The sequence below is a fragment of the Rufibacter aurantiacus genome (genome assembly GCF_017916345.1).
GTDB classification, from domain to species: Bacteria; Bacteroidota; Bacteroidia; order Cytophagales; family Hymenobacteraceae; genus Nibribacter; species Nibribacter roseolus.
The window spans coordinates 606,211-621,756 of the sequence record NZ_JAFMSV010000001.1 but is presented as its reverse complement, the minus strand read 5'-3'; the positions used below and the strand labels follow the sequence as shown (position 1 = coordinate 621,756).

Below are 15,546 nucleotides of genomic sequence, written 5' to 3'. Positions count from 1 at the left end.
GTTGTGTTTTGGATATGTTCATACATCTTTCAATAATGCTTAATATACATTAGTATTTTGTATTAAGTTGTGCGACTGTATTTTTGAAAGTGTTTCTTTGATCGGTGACAAAATAGTCGCAGGCAGGTGGAGAATAATGGCTAATTATTGGATAGGATTAATAATGGTGGTTTTATTTAATTTAAGGTTAGTTGAGTTTTGTTTTCTATTTAATGAATAAAATTTTAAATATATTCTTTTCTCACATATTGTTTAAACCTTAAAAAAGAAATCAATTTTTATGTGATTAGATATGTTGCAAAAGTATTTCTATTTAGAAAGTTGCTTATTTATAAATAACTACAAGGAGAAGTCAATGGTGGGCTTTGACTGCTAAACTTGCAAGAGAGATTCTTGAATTAGAAAAACACTAACTGATTATGTCAGGCTTAATAATTTTCCGTTAGTGTCGGATGAAATCCTTATATATAAATAAGTGTAATAAATAAAAAATAATTGTGTAATGTAAATGAATCTCTCACAATTAATTGCTTGGGTTCTGTAGGAGTATCTTCGCTAAAAATGTTAGGAGTTGACGAATTTGATACATTTCTTAAATGTTTATATTTATTTTCTATAAAGAATGATTGAAGTTTTAATATAATAAATTTTCGCTGTTTTGACCTTTTATGGTGTTTGTTTTTGATAGTAATTTGTTTTTCATTAAAGGATAATGTTTTTTTGTGTTATATTGTAGTGTATTTTATTTTAAATTTAGGTTTAAGAATTTAAAAATTTTCTTTAGTTGGCTCTCTATAGTATAGTTGCTCTTAAAATCATTAAGCATAACCGATTTTTCAATTAATACTTTGTGTTTATTTTCATAAATGAATAAGAGTTTTTTAGAAAGGTCTATTGAGTTTCCACACTGGAAGGTAAAACCATTTATACCATCAGATATTATTTCACCTAGTCCGCCTGTATTAGAAACTAGCATTAGGCTTTGCTGCATAAGGCCTTCAATTGCTACATTTCCAAACCCTTCGTAAATAGAAGGTATTACTACCAAATTTGCACATTTATAAAGTGATAATAGTAGCTTGTTTTCTGTAAACCCGTTTATATAAAAATATTTTTCTAAATTATATTCGGAGATTTTGTTCTCTATCTCTAATCTAGAGGGACCGTCCCCAGCAATGATGACTTTTATTTTATTTAGTTTATTTGATTCCAATATTACTTTAAAAGCTTCTATGAAGACATTGTGTCCCTTCTTAGGATGTAATCTTCCTGGAATTAAGATTATAAAGTTTTCTTCGCTTATTCCATTTGCTGCAAGAAAATATTTGCCTTCGTCTGAATTGACTTGGTTCAAAGGAAGACTGTTTGGAAGTACTAAACTTCTCCTGACGTATATGTTTTGTTTAATATCTTCATGTACTGCATTTGATATGAATAAGCTTCTATTGTCAAATAAAAAAGCTAATCCTGAATTTAATGCATTGAAGGTCTTCTTAAAAATGGTGTCGAGTGGCGTTGTTTTATATTCAACATCTCGGTAATAAGAACTAAGGGAGATGTTCCTTCCAAGTAAATTATTTGTTCCTTTGGCCAACCTACTAATGAATTGAGACATAGGTAAAATTGCTAGAATATCAGTGACCTGATGGTCTCTGAGAAAAGTGACAGTTTGTGTTAAAATATATGGAAGTTTTTTAAAAAATAATTTATCTATAGTCGTAGATGAATTTTCATTAAGTATTTTTATATGATCACGCTGAAGTTTGATTTGCTCATATAAAGGCACTTTATTGCTTAGGATTAATAATCTTATATCAAATAAATTGTGGTTAACTATATAATTAATTTGGTTTATGGTTTGTAATTCAGCCCCACCGATTGTTAATGATGGAATGATAAATGCGAGCGTATGTCTTTTTTTTGTCATTATCTATGTTTAATTATTAAAAGCTTCTTTTTAATTGGATTAAGTTTTTTTTTCTTTGTTTTTTTGAGTTGGAATTGCCTTGAATGATAAAAAGAGCTGATAAGTAAAATGGCATTAATGGAATTTTATATCTTACCAGTGTTCCAAAGTTTCCGCTATTTAGGCCAACTGCAAATGCAAATAGTAAAGAAAATATCAAACTAAAGTTAACAACAGGAATTGAAGAAATGATGTAAAATGTCTTTATTATACCTGCTTTGTAGATGCAATATAAACTAAAAAGTAAAAAATATAGTGCTTCAATAGCTGATAGAAGCATAGTTGGATTTCTTGCCTCCCATAAAAACGGCCTATACAGCGAAACAATAATTGCTTGTGGAGTTGCCTTTACCATACTTGAAACTGATCCATCAAGATTGCCAATATTATATTGGGATCCACTTGTTACTTGTTCTGATAAATACCTACTTGTGACTTTTGTTGTTTCTGCAATATTATTTATATCGTATTTTGCGTCTCCTTCTGTGATTTTTGTAGCTCCAAGTGCTGCAACGGATAAACCAACGGCAAAGAACAAGGGTTTCGAGATCAATCTAACTATGCTGTTTTGTATTCTTGAGTTGTATTCATTAAACAACCAAAATAGAGCTGGTGGAAGAAAACATAATAATATATATATTTTAATTGAAGCTAAAGCTGCTGCTCCTAATACGAAGGCAAAAAGCGATGTCGGAATTTTGACTTTTAAAATTAAAAGATTGTAGAAACCATAGAATGTCCATCCTAAAGCTCCGATCGTAATCGAATCTTTCATAAATCCTGAACCCCAAAAAAATACAGATGGGAGAAAAAACACGGCAATAGCAAATTGTTTGGCTAAATCAGGATATATTTTTAAGAATGTAAGATACATTGCCCACATACCGCTAAAGCTAATTGCTGCAAATGTAATCGCAATTACTGAATAGGTGTTATAACTGAAAATTGATGGTATTGCAGCAATTCTGGCTATCATATATTCTGTGTCTGCTCCATACCAAAACATTAATGAGGTATATTTATAAGTTTCAGGATCAAAACCTGCTTCTAAAAAGATAAGTTTGAAACCTGCTAGGGGTGATTCATAAAAAGCGGCTGTAATAAGCTTTGTGTGGAAGTAATAGTTCGCAGTATCGCCTCCGTAATACATGTATCTATAAATTAGACCTAACCCAATTGCCCCAATGAATTTTAATGTTAATGCTGGGAGAAAATATTTCTTAGTAACTTTATTGCTAAATTTGTTCCTTAAAAATACTGCAATAATATAGTATATGATTAGGAAAATGGGAGTTAAAAATAGGTCTTTGAGGTCTAAGAAATACCTGGTTGATTTAAATTCTTCCATCCACACTGAAGTTAATAGTAATCCTTAAAAGTAATTAATTATGTTGCCGTATATTGAACTGTAGGAACTTACTTCATCTTCCGGTTTTTCCTCAAATATGCCTTCGCTTCTTTTTCCGCATCAGATTTCGAGTCTGCTAGCTTCATTACTACTTCATAGTACTGCTTTGCTTGCCGCACGTTTTTCTCTTTGTCACTGATTCTTGCCAGATTGACAAAGGAAGAGATGTAGTAGCCAGATTCCTGTTCGTTGATCTGTTCTGCAAAGCTAATACATTGCTGGTAGTAACCTTTAGCTTTGGCGTAATCTCTGTTCCGGTATTGGTTGATATAGGCCAAATAGAAGCTGGCGTAGCGGCCGCTGATGGCTTCGTAGCCGAAGACTTTGTGGTTGATCTTGTCCAGGATCTGGGTTGAAAGCTGCTCTGCCACGGTAAAGTTCCCTTCCGTGAAAGCCATACGGGCGTAGAAGCGCTGGAAGTAGGGGTTGTCTGGGTAAGTACTGGCCAGGTATTGCGCCAGCGACATAGCCGAGGCTCCGTTTTTGGCATCATTTGCGTAAATCTTCATCAACCAATACTTGGCCTCGGTGCCGGTGTAGAAGCCGTTGAAAGCGACTTGTTGCAGTTGTTTCAGGCCTAAATTCTTATTGCCTTTTGGGAAGAAGTAAAGCACTGGGCGGAGGAGCGGGTAATTCTCATGTATCCAGATGGAGTAGTAGTTGAAGAGCGCCTCACCGAAGAGGAACTCGTCGCTTAGGCCGTTGGCTTTTTTGCTTTTCTGGAGGTAATCCAAAGCGCGATTGCTGGTGATGGCTGCTTTTCGCCAGTTTTTCCGCTCGGCGTGCAGCCGGGCACTGAAGCCATTGGCGGCCGAAAGGAAGAAGGCAGCCTCCAGGTTGTTTTTGTCTTTGTCGTACAGGTCCTCGGCCAGGGTGATGGTGGTATCCATGTAGGCGAGGAAGTAATTGTCAAAGCGCGTATCGGTGATGTTGGAAGGCACCATTTTCCACCATTGGCTCAGGCCAATGAGAAAATAAGGCATGGGGTGTTTGGGATAGCGGCGGCGCAAGGATTTGAACTGCTTTTCGGCTGTTTCGAACTTGAAATTGTACATGTTGTCCACAGCGCCTCCCAATTCATTCATGATGCTCTCGTTCAGCAGAAGCCAGCCTTTGATATTCAGAGCCTGCGGCAAAACATCCACCGAGTCCAGAATGATGCTCGCCTGCAGAGAGTCCAAGAGTTTCTGGTCAATCTGTTTGGTAGTGTCAATAACCTGGGCCCTGGCTTGGATAAAGCTGAAGAGAAGAAGAAATAAGAAAAGGGTCTTTTTCATCAAATTTTTAAACTTCCTAAAACGCGACAAGCTCATCAGAGGGGTGCGGCTTAAGAGGTGGTATAGCCCTCCCACAACATGCACTGGCTTCTGTAGGGTTCAATTTACGTAGTAATACTGAGGCTGTTTTGGGTTTGTTTTTACAAAAATAAGTCAAAAATCCCCTAGGCCCTTGCCTGTTCTTCTTTTTGTGCGCGAAAAGAATAAGCGTAACGTTTATCGGGAGGTTTTCACAGGTAAGATATTAGAACTTTGGTTGCTAAAATGGTAGCGCAGGTCCTTTCTTTATCCTTTTCCTACGTAAACCTGAAATTCGGTTCTCTCCTGCATCGGTAGAAAGAAATCTGCTACTTTTGAAAAAACGAACAATTATGCAATTATTGCGTGACCTCTGCCAAATCCATGCCCCGTCTGGGAACGAAGTGAGAATGAAGGAATTCCTGCTGAGTTATGTGCAGGAAAATCAGGCGAAATGGAAGGTGCAACCGCAGATCAACCACGGCAAAGGTTTTCAGGATTGCCTATTGCTGGTGTTCGGCCAGCCCAGAACCGTCATTTTCGCCCATATGGATTCCATCGGGTTCATGGTTCGGTACGGGAAGCAGTTGATCAGAATTGGTGGGCCCGATGCAGAAACCGGATACAGACTAGTAGGGGAGGATAGCCAGGGAAAGATTGAGTGTACGCTGGTAGTGGATGAGGACGAAAGAGAGCTTAGGTATGAGTTTGAGCGGGAGATAGAACGGGGCACCGAGTTGGTTTTTAAGCCTGATTTTAGGGAAACAGAGGAAAACGTGCAGTGCTGCTATCTGGACAACCGGTTGGGCGTGTGGAACGTGTTGCAGGTGGCCGAGACGTTGGAAGATGGCATAATCGCTTTTGGGTGTTGGGAAGAGACCGGCGGCGGATCGGTGGGGTATTTGGCCAAATATATTCATGAGAACTACGGGGTTACCCAGGCTTTGATCTCAGACATTACTTGGGTCACGGAGGGCGTGCACGCTGGCCAGGGGGTGGCGATCTCGCTACGTGATTCCCTTATCCCCAGACGGAGCTTCGTGCAGAAAATCATTCGGGTGGCGCAGGAGGCCAACATTCCGTTCCAAGTGGAAGTGGAGAGTGCCGGCGGCTCAGACGGCAAGGAACTGCACTACGGCAATATCCCTTGGGACTGGTGCTTCATCGGGGCACCCGAGAACAACGTTCATTCCCCGGATGAAATCGTGCACAAGAAAGACATTTACGCGATGGTAGACTTGTATAAGCTCCTGATGCAGAAACTATAAAAGAGCCTGCATAGAGTATAAGGTATATTTGTTTTTTAGGGCAGAAAGGTTAGCTTGCAGAGAGCTTCTATGCTCAAAATCCAAACTAACCAACAAAGCCTTACTTTATGCAGACAATTCTCTACGCAATACCGGCCTTCGGGCTGGTTGCCTTGTTGTACACTGCCATTAAATCAGCGTGGGTTACCAAACAGGATGCCGGCGATGAAAAGATGAGCACCATTGCCCGCTACATTGCCGAAGGTGCCATGGCGTTCCTGAAGGCAGAGTATAAAGTGCTCACGTATTTTGCGGTCATCGCTTCGCTTTTCCTTCTCTACCTCGGCTACGCCGGGGAAAAATCCTCACCTATTATTGTACTGGCTTTTTTGATCGGGGCCATTTTCTCGGCCCTGGCCGGATTCATTGGCATGCGCATCGCCACCAAAGCCAACGTCCGGACGGCCCAGGCCGCCAAGACCAGTTTGCCTAAAGCCCTTGATGTTTCTTTTGGCGGCGGATCGGTGATGGGCATGGGCGTGGCAGGTTTAGCCGTATTGGGCTTAGGCTCACTTTTCATCGCTTTCTATTACTGGTTTGTGCAACGCGTAGGCGCCTCCGCCAGCAGTGAGGAGATGGAAAAGGCGCTAGAGGTATTGACTGGTTTCTCTTTGGGTGCCGAGAGTATTGCCTTATTCGCTCGCGTGGGCGGAGGTATTTACACCAAAGCCGCCGACGTAGGAGCAGACCTGGTTGGGAAAGTGGAGGCGGGTATTCCCGAGGATGACCCCCGAAACCCTGCTACCATTGCCGACAACGTAGGTGATAACGTAGGGGACGTGGCCGGTATGGGCGCCGACTTGTTCGGGTCCTATGTAGCCACTATTTTGGCTACCATGGTGCTGGGCCGCGAAATCACCGTTACAGATAACTTCGGAGGCTTGTCGCCCATCATTCTTCCCATGCTCATTGCGGGCTTAGGCATTATTTTTTCCATGATCGGGACATTGTTTGTGCGTGTGAAGGAGGGCGGAAGCGTGCAAGCGGCCTTGAACATGGGCAACTGGTCCTCGGTGGCGTTAACCGCTATTGCCTCTTACTTTGTCATTGACTGGCTCATGCCCGATACTTTGAACCTGCGGGGCTATGAGTTCACCTCCATGGGCATTTTCTATGCCGTGATCATCGGGCTTATTGTGGGAACGCTTATTTCCATTATCACGGAGTATTACACCGCCATGGGCAAAAGACCGGTAGACACCATTGTGCAGCAATCTTCCACCGGGGCCGCCACCAATATCATTGCGGGTTTGAGTGTGGGTATGATGAGTACCGCCATGCCGATCATTGTCTTGGCTGCCGGCATTGTGTTTTCCTATTCCGTGGCCGGTTTGTACGGCGTGGCCATAGCCGCCGCCGGCATGATGGCCACCACCGCCATGCAACTCGCCATTGACGCCTTCGGGCCCATTGCCGATAATGCCGGAGGTATTGCTGAGATGAGCGAATTGCCCAAGGAAGTCCGTCAGCGCACCGATATCCTGGATGCCGTGGGCAACACCACTGCCGCTACGGGTAAAGGATTTGCCATCGCTTCTGCGGCTCTGACCTCACTGGCCCTGTTTGCCGCCTTTGTGGGGATCTCCGGCATCAGTACTATTGATTTGTACAAGGCCCCGGTGCTGGCCGGATTGTTTATAGGTGGCATGATTCCGTTTGTTTTCTCGGCTTTGGCCATCAGTGCGGTGGGCCGGGCGGCTATGGCCATGGTGCAGGAAGTGCGCCGCCAGTTCCGCGAGATCCCGGGCATTATGGAAGGCACCGGCAAACCTGAGTATGATAAATGCGTGGCTATCTCCACGCAAGCGGCCATTAGGGAAATGATGCTGCCGGGCGCCATAGCGTTGATAGTGCCTATTGTCATCGGGTTTGGCCTGAAGGGGGCGTTTGAGGAGGTTTCCAGCGCCGAGATCCTGGGTGGCGTGTTGGCCGGCGTGACTGTGGCGGGCGTTTTGATGGCCCTTTTCCAATCCAATGCCGGTGGCGCTTGGGACAACGCGAAGAAATCCTTCGAGAAAGGTGTCATGATCAACGGCGTGATGGAATACAAAGGCTCAGACCCGCACAAGGCCTCAGTGACCGGCGATACCGTGGGCGATCCGTTCAAAGATACCTCAGGTCCGTCCATGAACATCCTTATCAAGCTTATGTCCATTGTGTCTCTGGTGATTGCCCCGCACATTGCCGTGCGTGAGACGCCACCTGCGGCCCCTGAGACCCGCCCGGACTTAGAAAGCTCTAGGCAGGTAGATGGCAAACCAAACCTGGCCTCCACAGCGCAATACCCGCAAGAGGCCCGTTAAGTAACCGCTACCCTTTGCTGACGTAAACTCAGCTTCCCAGTCGCCCTTTTCAACAGAAAAGGGCGACTTGCTTTTAATTTAGGGCAGTTTTGCGCAAATTTGGAGCTTCTTATTTTCAAGCCAGATGCACCATCCAACGGTAAAAATCCTAGACAAGCAGTTCAGTATCTACCTTCCTGAGCGGAAAATCCTTCATAGCGTGGAGATTGTGGCTGCCCGGCTAAGCCATGATTACCGCGGGAAAAAGCCGCTGTTTCTATCGGTGCTCAACGGGGCGTTCATGTTTGCCTCTGACCTGATGAAGGAGTTGACCATTGAGTGCGAGATCTCCTTTGTGAAGCTTTCTTCCTACGAGGACATGCAAAGCACCGGCCAGGTCAAAGAGATCATCGGGCTAAAGGAAGAAATTAAGGGCCGTCACGTGGTGATAGTGGAAGACATCGTAGACACGGGGCATACCATCGCCAATCTTTTAAAGCAACTGCAGGCAAAGGAACCGGCTTCGGTGGAGGTGGCCACGCTGCTCATCAAGCCTGAAAGCCTGCAGCACGATTTGGAGATTAAGTACCCGGCTATGTCCATCGCCAATGACTTTGTGGTGGGCTACGGGTTGGACTACAACGGTCTGGGCCGAAACCTGCGGGATATCTACAAGGTAATGTAAGAGCCCAAGCTGTTTAGGGCTTGTTTTCTGAAAATCAGGCCTAAAACAGACAAGCCCAGCGGCGCCGGTCAGCTGAATAGCTGTCATTTCCAAGATTTTATTCTTACTTTTGTTTCCTCACAATTTCCATACCCATGCTGAACATCGTACTCTTCGGTCCTCCAGGGGCAGGCAAAGGCACGCAGAGCCAGAAATTAATTGAAAAATACGGGCTTATCCACCTTTCTACCGGTGATTTGCTGCGCTCAGAGATTTCTGGGGGAACAGAACTTGGCTTGAAAGCGAAGGGCCTGATGGACGCTGGTTTGCTGGTGCCCGACGAAGTGGTGATTGGCATGATTGAATCCAAGATCGCGGACAACCGCGACGCGGCCGGATTCATCTTTGACGGTTTCCCGCGCACCGTACCACAGGCCGAGGCCCTGGACGTGCTGCTGAGCAAATACGATCAAGGGATCAGTTGCATGATTGCCTTGCAGGTGTCTGAAGAGGAACTGGTGAAACGCCTGTTGCTCCGCGGACAAACCTCGGGCCGCCCTGATGATGCCGATGAGACGCTCATCCAGAAGCGGGTGCAGGAGTACAACACCAAAACGGCGCAGGTGGCCAACTACTATGCCCAGCAGAATAAATTCTATGCCGTAGACGGCATAGGGGAGATTGATGAAATCTTCGCGAAGAACTGCGAGATCATCGGGGCCTGTCAATTGGCCCATAACAACAAGTAAAAGATAACCGTCCCGTCCGGCAAAGGAACGTTTCATAGTCCTCCTTCTGTTCTGATTAGACGTACATTTTGATACATTACGTTGGAAGCATTCCCCGCAAAGGAATGCTTCCTTGTTAACATAGCATTTACTTTACCAATACCATAGTGTCATCATCCAACTTTATTGACTACGTCAAGATATGCTGCCGCTCGGGGCATGGCGGAGGCGGTTCGGCCCACTTGCACCGCGACAAGAAAACGGCCCATGGCGGGCCAGACGGCGGTGACGGAGGCCGGGGAGGGCACATCATCCTGAAAGGCAACTCCCAGCTTTGGACCTTGCTTCACCTGCAGTACCAGAAACATGTGATCGCTGAGAACGGCGGATACGGCGGTCCTAGCCACTCCAGCGGTGCTTACGGGAAGGACATCATCCTGGAAGTGCCTATCGGGACAATTGCGCGCGACGCGGAGACCGGCGATATAAAAGCCGAGATCACCGAGGACGGCCAGATGGAGATCATCACGCCCGGTGGTCGCGGCGGACTGGGCAACGCCCACTTCAAGTCGCCCACAAATCAGACGCCGCTGTACGCCCAACCCGGCGAGCCCGGCCTGGAGGAATGGACCATCCTGGAGCTGAAACTTCTTGCCGATGTGGGTCTGGTAGGTTTCCCCAACGCCGGTAAATCCACGCTCTTGTCCGTCGTATCGGCGGCCAAGCCGAAGATTGCCAACTATCCGTTCACCACGCTGGTGCCTAACCTGGGCGTGGTGGCGTACCGCGACTACAAATCCTTCGTGATGGCCGATATCCCCGGAATCATTGAAGGCGCCTCGGAAGGGAAGGGCCTAGGCATCCGGTTCCTGAAGCACATTGAGCGGAACTCCATCCTGCTGTTCATGATCTCGGTGGAAAGCCCCGACATTGCCGAGGAATACGAGATCCTGGTGAACGAACTCCGGACCTATAACCCTGAGCTGCTGCACAAACAGCGCCTGCTGGCCATCACCAAATCAGATATGATTGACGATGAACTGGAGGCCGAGATGCGGGAGACACTTCCCAAAGACCTACCCACCGTGTTTATCTCAAGCATGACCAACAAGAACATCATGCAACTGAAAGACATGATCTGGAAAGAGCTGAACAACGCGTAAACCAATCGCCTGACCCGGTTTAGGGCCGTTTTTGCAAAAAGAGGCTTAAAATAGATAGCGTCTTTCTCCTGCCAACAGGTGTTCAAAGCCCGGTAGTGGCTGCCAATGCTGCGGCGCGGAAAGATGCGTTTTACGCCCGAAAATGCCAGAATGACATAAAAACGGGTTTGGCAAAATAGTTGCCTCTAGTCAGGCACCAAGAAAAGAAGCATAAACATCTGAAAGGATAAAGAACACATATGAGTACAGCAGCTGAACAAAATCCTCAGGAACAAGAGAATATCCAGCCTGAAAACACCGAGGCAACCGAGTCTACCGTAACCGAGCAGGCTGAACAGCCCAACGGCGAGGCCACCGCTACCGAAGGCGGCGCCTCAGAAGCCGATGAGCTGCGCGACAAATACCTGCGCCTGCACGCCGAGTTTGACAACTTCAGACGCCGCACCTCCAAAGAGCGGTTAGAGCTGTTCAAGACGGCCAACCAGGAGTTGATGGTAGCTTTGATTCCGGTGCTGGATGATCTGGAGCGGGCCCAGTCTGCCATGAAAGACGCGCAGGATGTGAACGCCGTGCGCGAAGGCGTGGAGCTGGTGTTCAGCAAGTTTCAGAACCTGTTGCAGCAAAAAGGCCTGAAAGCCATGGACGCTGTAGGCCAGCCGTTTGATGCCGATGTGCACGAAGCCATCACGCAGATTCCGGCCCCATCGGAGGAAATGAAGGGGAAAGTGATTGACCAAGTAGAGAAAGGATATTACCTCAATGACAAAGTGGTTCGCTTTGCCAAGGTGGTAATTGGAGCATAAGAAGCCATGGCAACCAAAAGAGATTATTACGAAATACTGGGCGTAGCCAAAGGGGCATCACAGGATGAGATCAAGAAAGCGTACCGCAAGATCGCGATCAAGTTTCACCCCGATAAAAACCCTGATGACCCTACGGCCGAGGATAAATTCAAGGAAGCAGCGGAAGCCTACGAGGTTCTAAGCGATGAGCAGAAACGCCAGCGCTATGATCAGTTCGGGCACCAGGGCGTGAACGGCGGTGGCGGCTTCGGCGGAGGTGGCATGAACATGGAAGACATCTTCTCCCAGTTCGGCGACATCTTCGGCGGCGGCGGAGGCGGCGGCTTCGAGAGCTTCTTCGGGGGCGGCGGACAGCGAGGCGGCAAACGCGTACGCAAAGGCAGCAACCTGCGCATCAAGCTTAAACTCAACCTGGAGGAAGTAGCCAAAGGCGTTGAGAAGAAAATCAAGGTGAAACGCTACGAGGCCTGTAACGTCTGCGACGGAAACGGTTCCAAGAACGGCACGGCCCTCAATACCTGCGGTACCTGCCAGGGATCTGGTCAGGTGAAACGCGTGGTGAACACCATGCTGGGCCAGATGGTATCTGCCAGCACTTGCCCTACCTGTAACGGCGAAGGTAAAACCGTAAGCCAGAAATGCGATGCCTGCCACGGTGAAGGCCGTCAGCTCCGCGAAGAGGTGATCTCCATCAACGTGCCCGCCGGCGTGGCCGACGGTATGCAACTGTCCATGGGCGGCAAAGGAAACGTGCCAGAGCGCGGCGGTATCCCCGGTGACCTGTTAATCCAGATTGAGGAAGAGCAGCACCCAACCCTGCGCCGCGACGGCAACAACGTCATGTTTGAGCAATACGTGAGCTTCGTGGATGCCACGTTAGGCGCCAGCGTGGAAGTGCCTACCATTGAAGGCAAGGTGAAGATCAAGATTGATCCAGGTACCCAGTCCGGCAAGATCTTGCGCCTGCGCGGCAAAGGTATTCCAGACATCAACGGCTACGGCAAAGGCGATCAGCTCATCCACATCAACGTCTGGACGCCTAAGAACGTGAACCCAGAGGAGCGCCAGATCCTGGAGCGTCTACGCGAGTCCCAGAACTTCGTGCCGAACCCCGGCAAAAACGAGAAAGGCTTCTTCGAGAAAATGAAGGAGTACTTTCAATAAGAGGAGTTCTGAGTCTTGAATCCAAAGTCCTGAGTCAGGAAATAATATACATCGCCCGCTTTCTTATACAGGAAGTGGGCGATGCTGTTTTAGGCCAATTTCTTTGAATTGGGCCAGAAATGTAGCGGCGTTACACTTTAACGCCGTGGTTCATATGGTAACGCCGTGTTCTCGTGAAACAGAAGCGCCTCTACCAGAATAATCCTTCCTACACCGCATAGAGGAATTACTGCAAGGAGAGGTCCTTCTAGGCTTGAAATTTGTTTGCTATGTAGAACCACGGCGTTACGTGTAACACCGCTACAATTCTGGCCCATTTTCCTGAAAACTGCCTGTAAACGGATTCTGCCCCACTTGCAAACTGAAACGCTTTGACTTAGCTTTAGCCTGACGAACTAACCGCTAATCTCTTGCAACCCATTCTTCAGATCCAGGGCGTAAGCAAACTTTATGAAGCACATCAAGCCCTGAACAGGGTCTCTTTTGAGGTTCCCAAAGGCAGTATTTTCGGGCTGCTGGGTCCCAATGGGGCCGGTAAAACCTCGCTCATCCGCATCATCACGCAGATCACCGCTCCAGACGAGGGGCGCGTTTTGTTTGAGGGTCAGCCGTTGCAGCCCCATCACGTGCAGCAGATTGGGTATTTGCCGGAGGAGCGGGGCCTATATAAAAAGATGAAAGTAGGGGAGCAGTTGGTGTACCTGGCAAGGCTCAGAGGACTGGAGAAGGGGGACGCCACCCAGCGCATCAAGGTGTGGGCCGAGCGGCTGGACCTCAAGCCCTGGCTGAGCAAGAACGTGGAAGACCTTTCCAAAGGCATGCAACAGAAAGTGCAGTTCATCGCCACCGTCTTGCATGAGCCCAAGCTGCTGATCCTGGACGAGCCTTTCTCAGGCTTCGATCCGGTGAACGCCAACATCATCCGAGATGAGATCCTCAAGCTTCGGGACCAGGGGTGTACGGTTATTTTCTCTACGCACCGCATGGAATCGGTGGAGCAGATGTGCGACTACATTGTGTTGATCAACCGCTCCCAGAAAGTGATGGAAGGAAGCGTGAAGGAGGTGAAATCAAGGTACCGCAGCCACACCTATCACGTGGAGGGCACGGGCAAACTGTTCATCATGTCGCCAGATTTTAAGGTGCTGACCCAAGCCCAGAACGGGAATGATTTCCAGGCCGAGGTACAGCTGGAGCCCCAGGTGGGGCCCAACCAACTGCTTCGGTACCTCACCGAGCGGGTAGAGGTGCACAGCTTCCAGGAGAAAGTGCCCAGCATTCATGACATTTTCATTCAAACCGTAACCCAGGAAGCCCATGGATAAGATCTGGTTAGTGTTTCAGCGCGAGTACCTGGTGCGCGTGCGCAAGAAGAGCTTCATTGTGATGACCATCCTGGGGCCGGTGCTCATGGCCCTGGTCATGATTGTGCCCATTTGGCTCGCCACCATGTCTGATGACACCAAAGTGGTGCAGGTGCTGGACGAGAGCGGCTACCTCAAAGGAAAACTCACCACCACAGAAGAACTGAAGTTTGTGAACGTGCCCGGGCCGGTGGAAACCGCCAAGTCCGCTTACCTGGAATCTGAGGATGCGGCGCTCCTTTATATCCCCAAACTGAACCTGGACAAACCGCAGGGCATTCAGCTGTTCTCCCAGAAAAGCACCAGCCTGGCCATGAAAGCCAACCTGGAGAAAAGGGTAAGGGAGGAGCTGGAGGAAGTGAAGTTCGCTCAATCAGGCATTGACCAACAGGTGCTGGACAAGATTAAAACGCCGGTAAGTATAAGAACCGTGAACCTAAGCGCCGAAGGGGAGAAGAGCAGCGATGTGGAGGTTACCACCGGAGTTGGTTTCATAGGCGCCTTCCTCATTTACCTGTTCATTTTCATTTATGGGGCCCAAATCATGCGGGGCGTCATTGAGGAGAAAACCAGCCGTATTCTGGAGGTGATGGTTTCCTCGGTGAAGCCATTCCAACTCATGGCCGGTAAGATCATGGGCATCGCGGCGGTGGGGCTTACCCAGTTTGTCCTCTGGATCGTGCTTACCTCGGCCATCGGTGGGGGCATATCGGCCCGTTTTGACCTGAAGCGTTTCTCCGATGCGCAGATAAACCAGACAGTGCAGGGCATGGGGAACGAGCGCGATGTGCAGCAGGCGCAGGAAATCCATGAGGTGGTAAGCGCCGCCCAGAACCTCAACCTGCCCTTGCTCATCGGGACTTTCCTCTTCTACTTCTTGGGTGGTTATCTGCTTTATGGGGCTTTATTCGGCGCAGTTGGCGCGGCCGTAGACTCCGAGACCGACAGCCAGCAGTTCATGTTGCCCATCACGGTACCGCTCATCCTGTCGTTCATCGTGGCCCAGACCATCATCGTGAAGAACCCCAACGGGCCGGTGGCCTTCTGGATGTCCATGATTCCGTTCACCTCGCCGGTGGTCATGATGCTGCGGATGCCTTTTGGCGTACCAACCTGGGAACTGTTGCTGTCTATGGTTTTGCTCATCGCGGGCTTCATCGGGACCATCTGGGTGGCAGCCCGCATCTACCGGGTGGGCATTCTCATGTACGGCAAAAAAGTAAACTACCGTGAGCTGTCTAAATGGCTCTTCTACAAAGGCTGAATTAGTGTTTAGTGTTTAGTTGTTAGTGTTTAGGCCGTTTTTCTGAAAACAGGCAGAAATTAGCGTGCGGCAGCAACCGTCAGGTAACCAACAGCGCATATTCCCTTACTAACAACTAAACACTAACAACTGTTCTTA

Annotated in this window: 12 protein-coding genes; 9 read left to right on the top strand and 3 right to left on the bottom strand. The window is 47.9% G+C overall.

The window, feature by feature from the left end; translation table 11 throughout:
- Positions 1–742 precede the first annotated feature (742 nt).
- The 3 genes from J3P34_RS02515 to J3P34_RS02505 all read right to left on the bottom strand — a co-directional run bounded on the left by J3P34_RS02515 (position 743) and on the right by J3P34_RS02505 (position 4,651).
- Positions 743–1,927 (bottom strand): glycosyltransferase, encoded by a 1,185-nt coding sequence (locus tag J3P34_RS02515; protein ID WP_210486285.1) that lies wholly within the window; start codon positions 1,925–1,927, stop codon positions 743–745.
- A gap of 16 nt (positions 1,928–1,943) precedes the next feature.
- A complete protein-coding gene (locus J3P34_RS02510) occupies positions 1,944–3,314 on the bottom strand; it encodes a hypothetical protein (protein ID WP_210486284.1) in 1,371 nt (456 codons plus the stop codon).
- 68 nt (positions 3,315–3,382) lie between these two features.
- Positions 3,383–4,651, bottom strand: a complete 1,269-nt coding sequence (locus J3P34_RS02505; RefSeq protein ID WP_210486283.1) for a tetratricopeptide repeat protein — start codon at positions 4,649–4,651, stop codon at positions 3,383–3,385.
- Between the two features lie 371 nt (positions 4,652–5,022).
- Between J3P34_RS02505 and J3P34_RS02500 the strand changes: the two genes are divergently transcribed.
- From J3P34_RS02500 to J3P34_RS02460, 9 genes are all read left to right on the top strand, one after another.
- Positions 5,023–5,937 (top strand): zinc-binding metallopeptidase family protein, encoded by a 915-nt coding sequence (locus J3P34_RS02500; RefSeq protein WP_210486282.1) that lies wholly within the window; start codon positions 5,023–5,025, stop codon positions 5,935–5,937.
- Between the two features lie 107 nt (positions 5,938–6,044).
- Complete coding sequence (locus J3P34_RS02495) at positions 6,045–8,279, top strand: sodium-translocating pyrophosphatase (RefSeq protein ID WP_210486281.1); 2,235 nt, start codon at positions 6,045–6,047, stop codon at positions 8,277–8,279.
- Between the two features lie 124 nt (positions 8,280–8,403).
- The gene (gene hpt / locus J3P34_RS02490) at positions 8,404–8,943 is read left to right on the top strand and encodes a hypoxanthine phosphoribosyltransferase (RefSeq protein WP_210486280.1); all 540 of its coding nucleotides are present in this window, start codon (positions 8,404–8,406) and stop codon (positions 8,941–8,943) included.
- A 134-nt stretch (positions 8,944–9,077) separates the two neighbouring features.
- The gene (locus J3P34_RS02485; protein WP_210486279.1) at positions 9,078–9,671 is read left to right on the top strand and encodes an adenylate kinase; all 594 of its coding nucleotides are present in this window, start codon (positions 9,078–9,080) and stop codon (positions 9,669–9,671) included.
- 146 nt (positions 9,672–9,817) lie between these two features.
- Entirely contained in the window at positions 9,818–10,813 is a 996-nt protein-coding gene (gene obgE, locus J3P34_RS02480; protein WP_210466220.1) for a GTPase ObgE, read from the top strand.
- 239 nt (positions 10,814–11,052) lie between these two features.
- Positions 11,053–11,616 (top strand): nucleotide exchange factor GrpE, encoded by a 564-nt coding sequence (locus J3P34_RS02475; RefSeq protein ID WP_210486278.1) that lies wholly within the window; start codon positions 11,053–11,055, stop codon positions 11,614–11,616.
- Positions 11,617–11,622: 6 nt separating this feature from the next.
- Positions 11,623–12,780 carry a molecular chaperone DnaJ gene (gene dnaJ, locus J3P34_RS02470; RefSeq protein WP_210486277.1) on the top strand — a complete coding sequence of 386 codons (1,158 nt, stop codon included), beginning with the start codon at positions 11,623–11,625 and terminating at the stop codon, positions 12,778–12,780.
- Between the two features lie 410 nt (positions 12,781–13,190).
- Positions 13,191–14,105: an ABC transporter ATP-binding protein gene (locus tag J3P34_RS02465; protein ID WP_210486276.1), complete on the top strand. Its 915-nt coding sequence runs from the start codon at positions 13,191–13,193 to the stop codon at positions 14,103–14,105.
- Positions 14,098–15,408, top strand: a complete 1,311-nt coding sequence (locus tag J3P34_RS02460) for an ABC transporter permease (protein ID WP_210486275.1) — start codon at positions 14,098–14,100, stop codon at positions 15,406–15,408. The genes J3P34_RS02465 and J3P34_RS02460 overlap by 8 nt, the downstream gene beginning before the upstream one ends.
- Positions 15,409–15,546: the final 138 nt, after the last annotated feature.

Coding starts and splice junctions, on each gene's coding strand:
- J3P34_RS02510 (WP_210486284.1), bottom strand. CDS start 3,314: ATGGAAGAATTTAAATCAACCAGGTATTTCTTAGACCTCAAAGACCTA.
- J3P34_RS02515 (WP_210486285.1), bottom strand. CDS start 1,927: ATGACAAAAAAAAGACATACGCTCGCATTTATCATTCCATCATTAACA.
- J3P34_RS02505 (WP_210486283.1), bottom strand. CDS start 4,651: ATGAAAAAGACCCTTTTCTTATTTCTTCTTCTCTTCAGCTTTATCCAA.
- J3P34_RS02475 (WP_210486278.1), top strand. CDS start 11,053: ATGAGTACAGCAGCTGAACAAAATCCTCAGGAACAAGAGAATATCCAG.
- dnaJ (WP_210486277.1), top strand. CDS start 11,623: ATGGCAACCAAAAGAGATTATTACGAAATACTGGGCGTAGCCAAAGGG.
- J3P34_RS02500 (WP_210486282.1), top strand. CDS start 5,023: ATGCAATTATTGCGTGACCTCTGCCAAATCCATGCCCCGTCTGGGAAC.
- J3P34_RS02495 (WP_210486281.1), top strand. CDS start 6,045: ATGCAGACAATTCTCTACGCAATACCGGCCTTCGGGCTGGTTGCCTTG.
- J3P34_RS02485 (WP_210486279.1), top strand. CDS start 9,078: ATGCTGAACATCGTACTCTTCGGTCCTCCAGGGGCAGGCAAAGGCACG.
- J3P34_RS02460 (WP_210486275.1), top strand. CDS start 14,098: ATGGATAAGATCTGGTTAGTGTTTCAGCGCGAGTACCTGGTGCGCGTG.
- hpt (WP_210486280.1), top strand. CDS start 8,404: ATGCACCATCCAACGGTAAAAATCCTAGACAAGCAGTTCAGTATCTAC.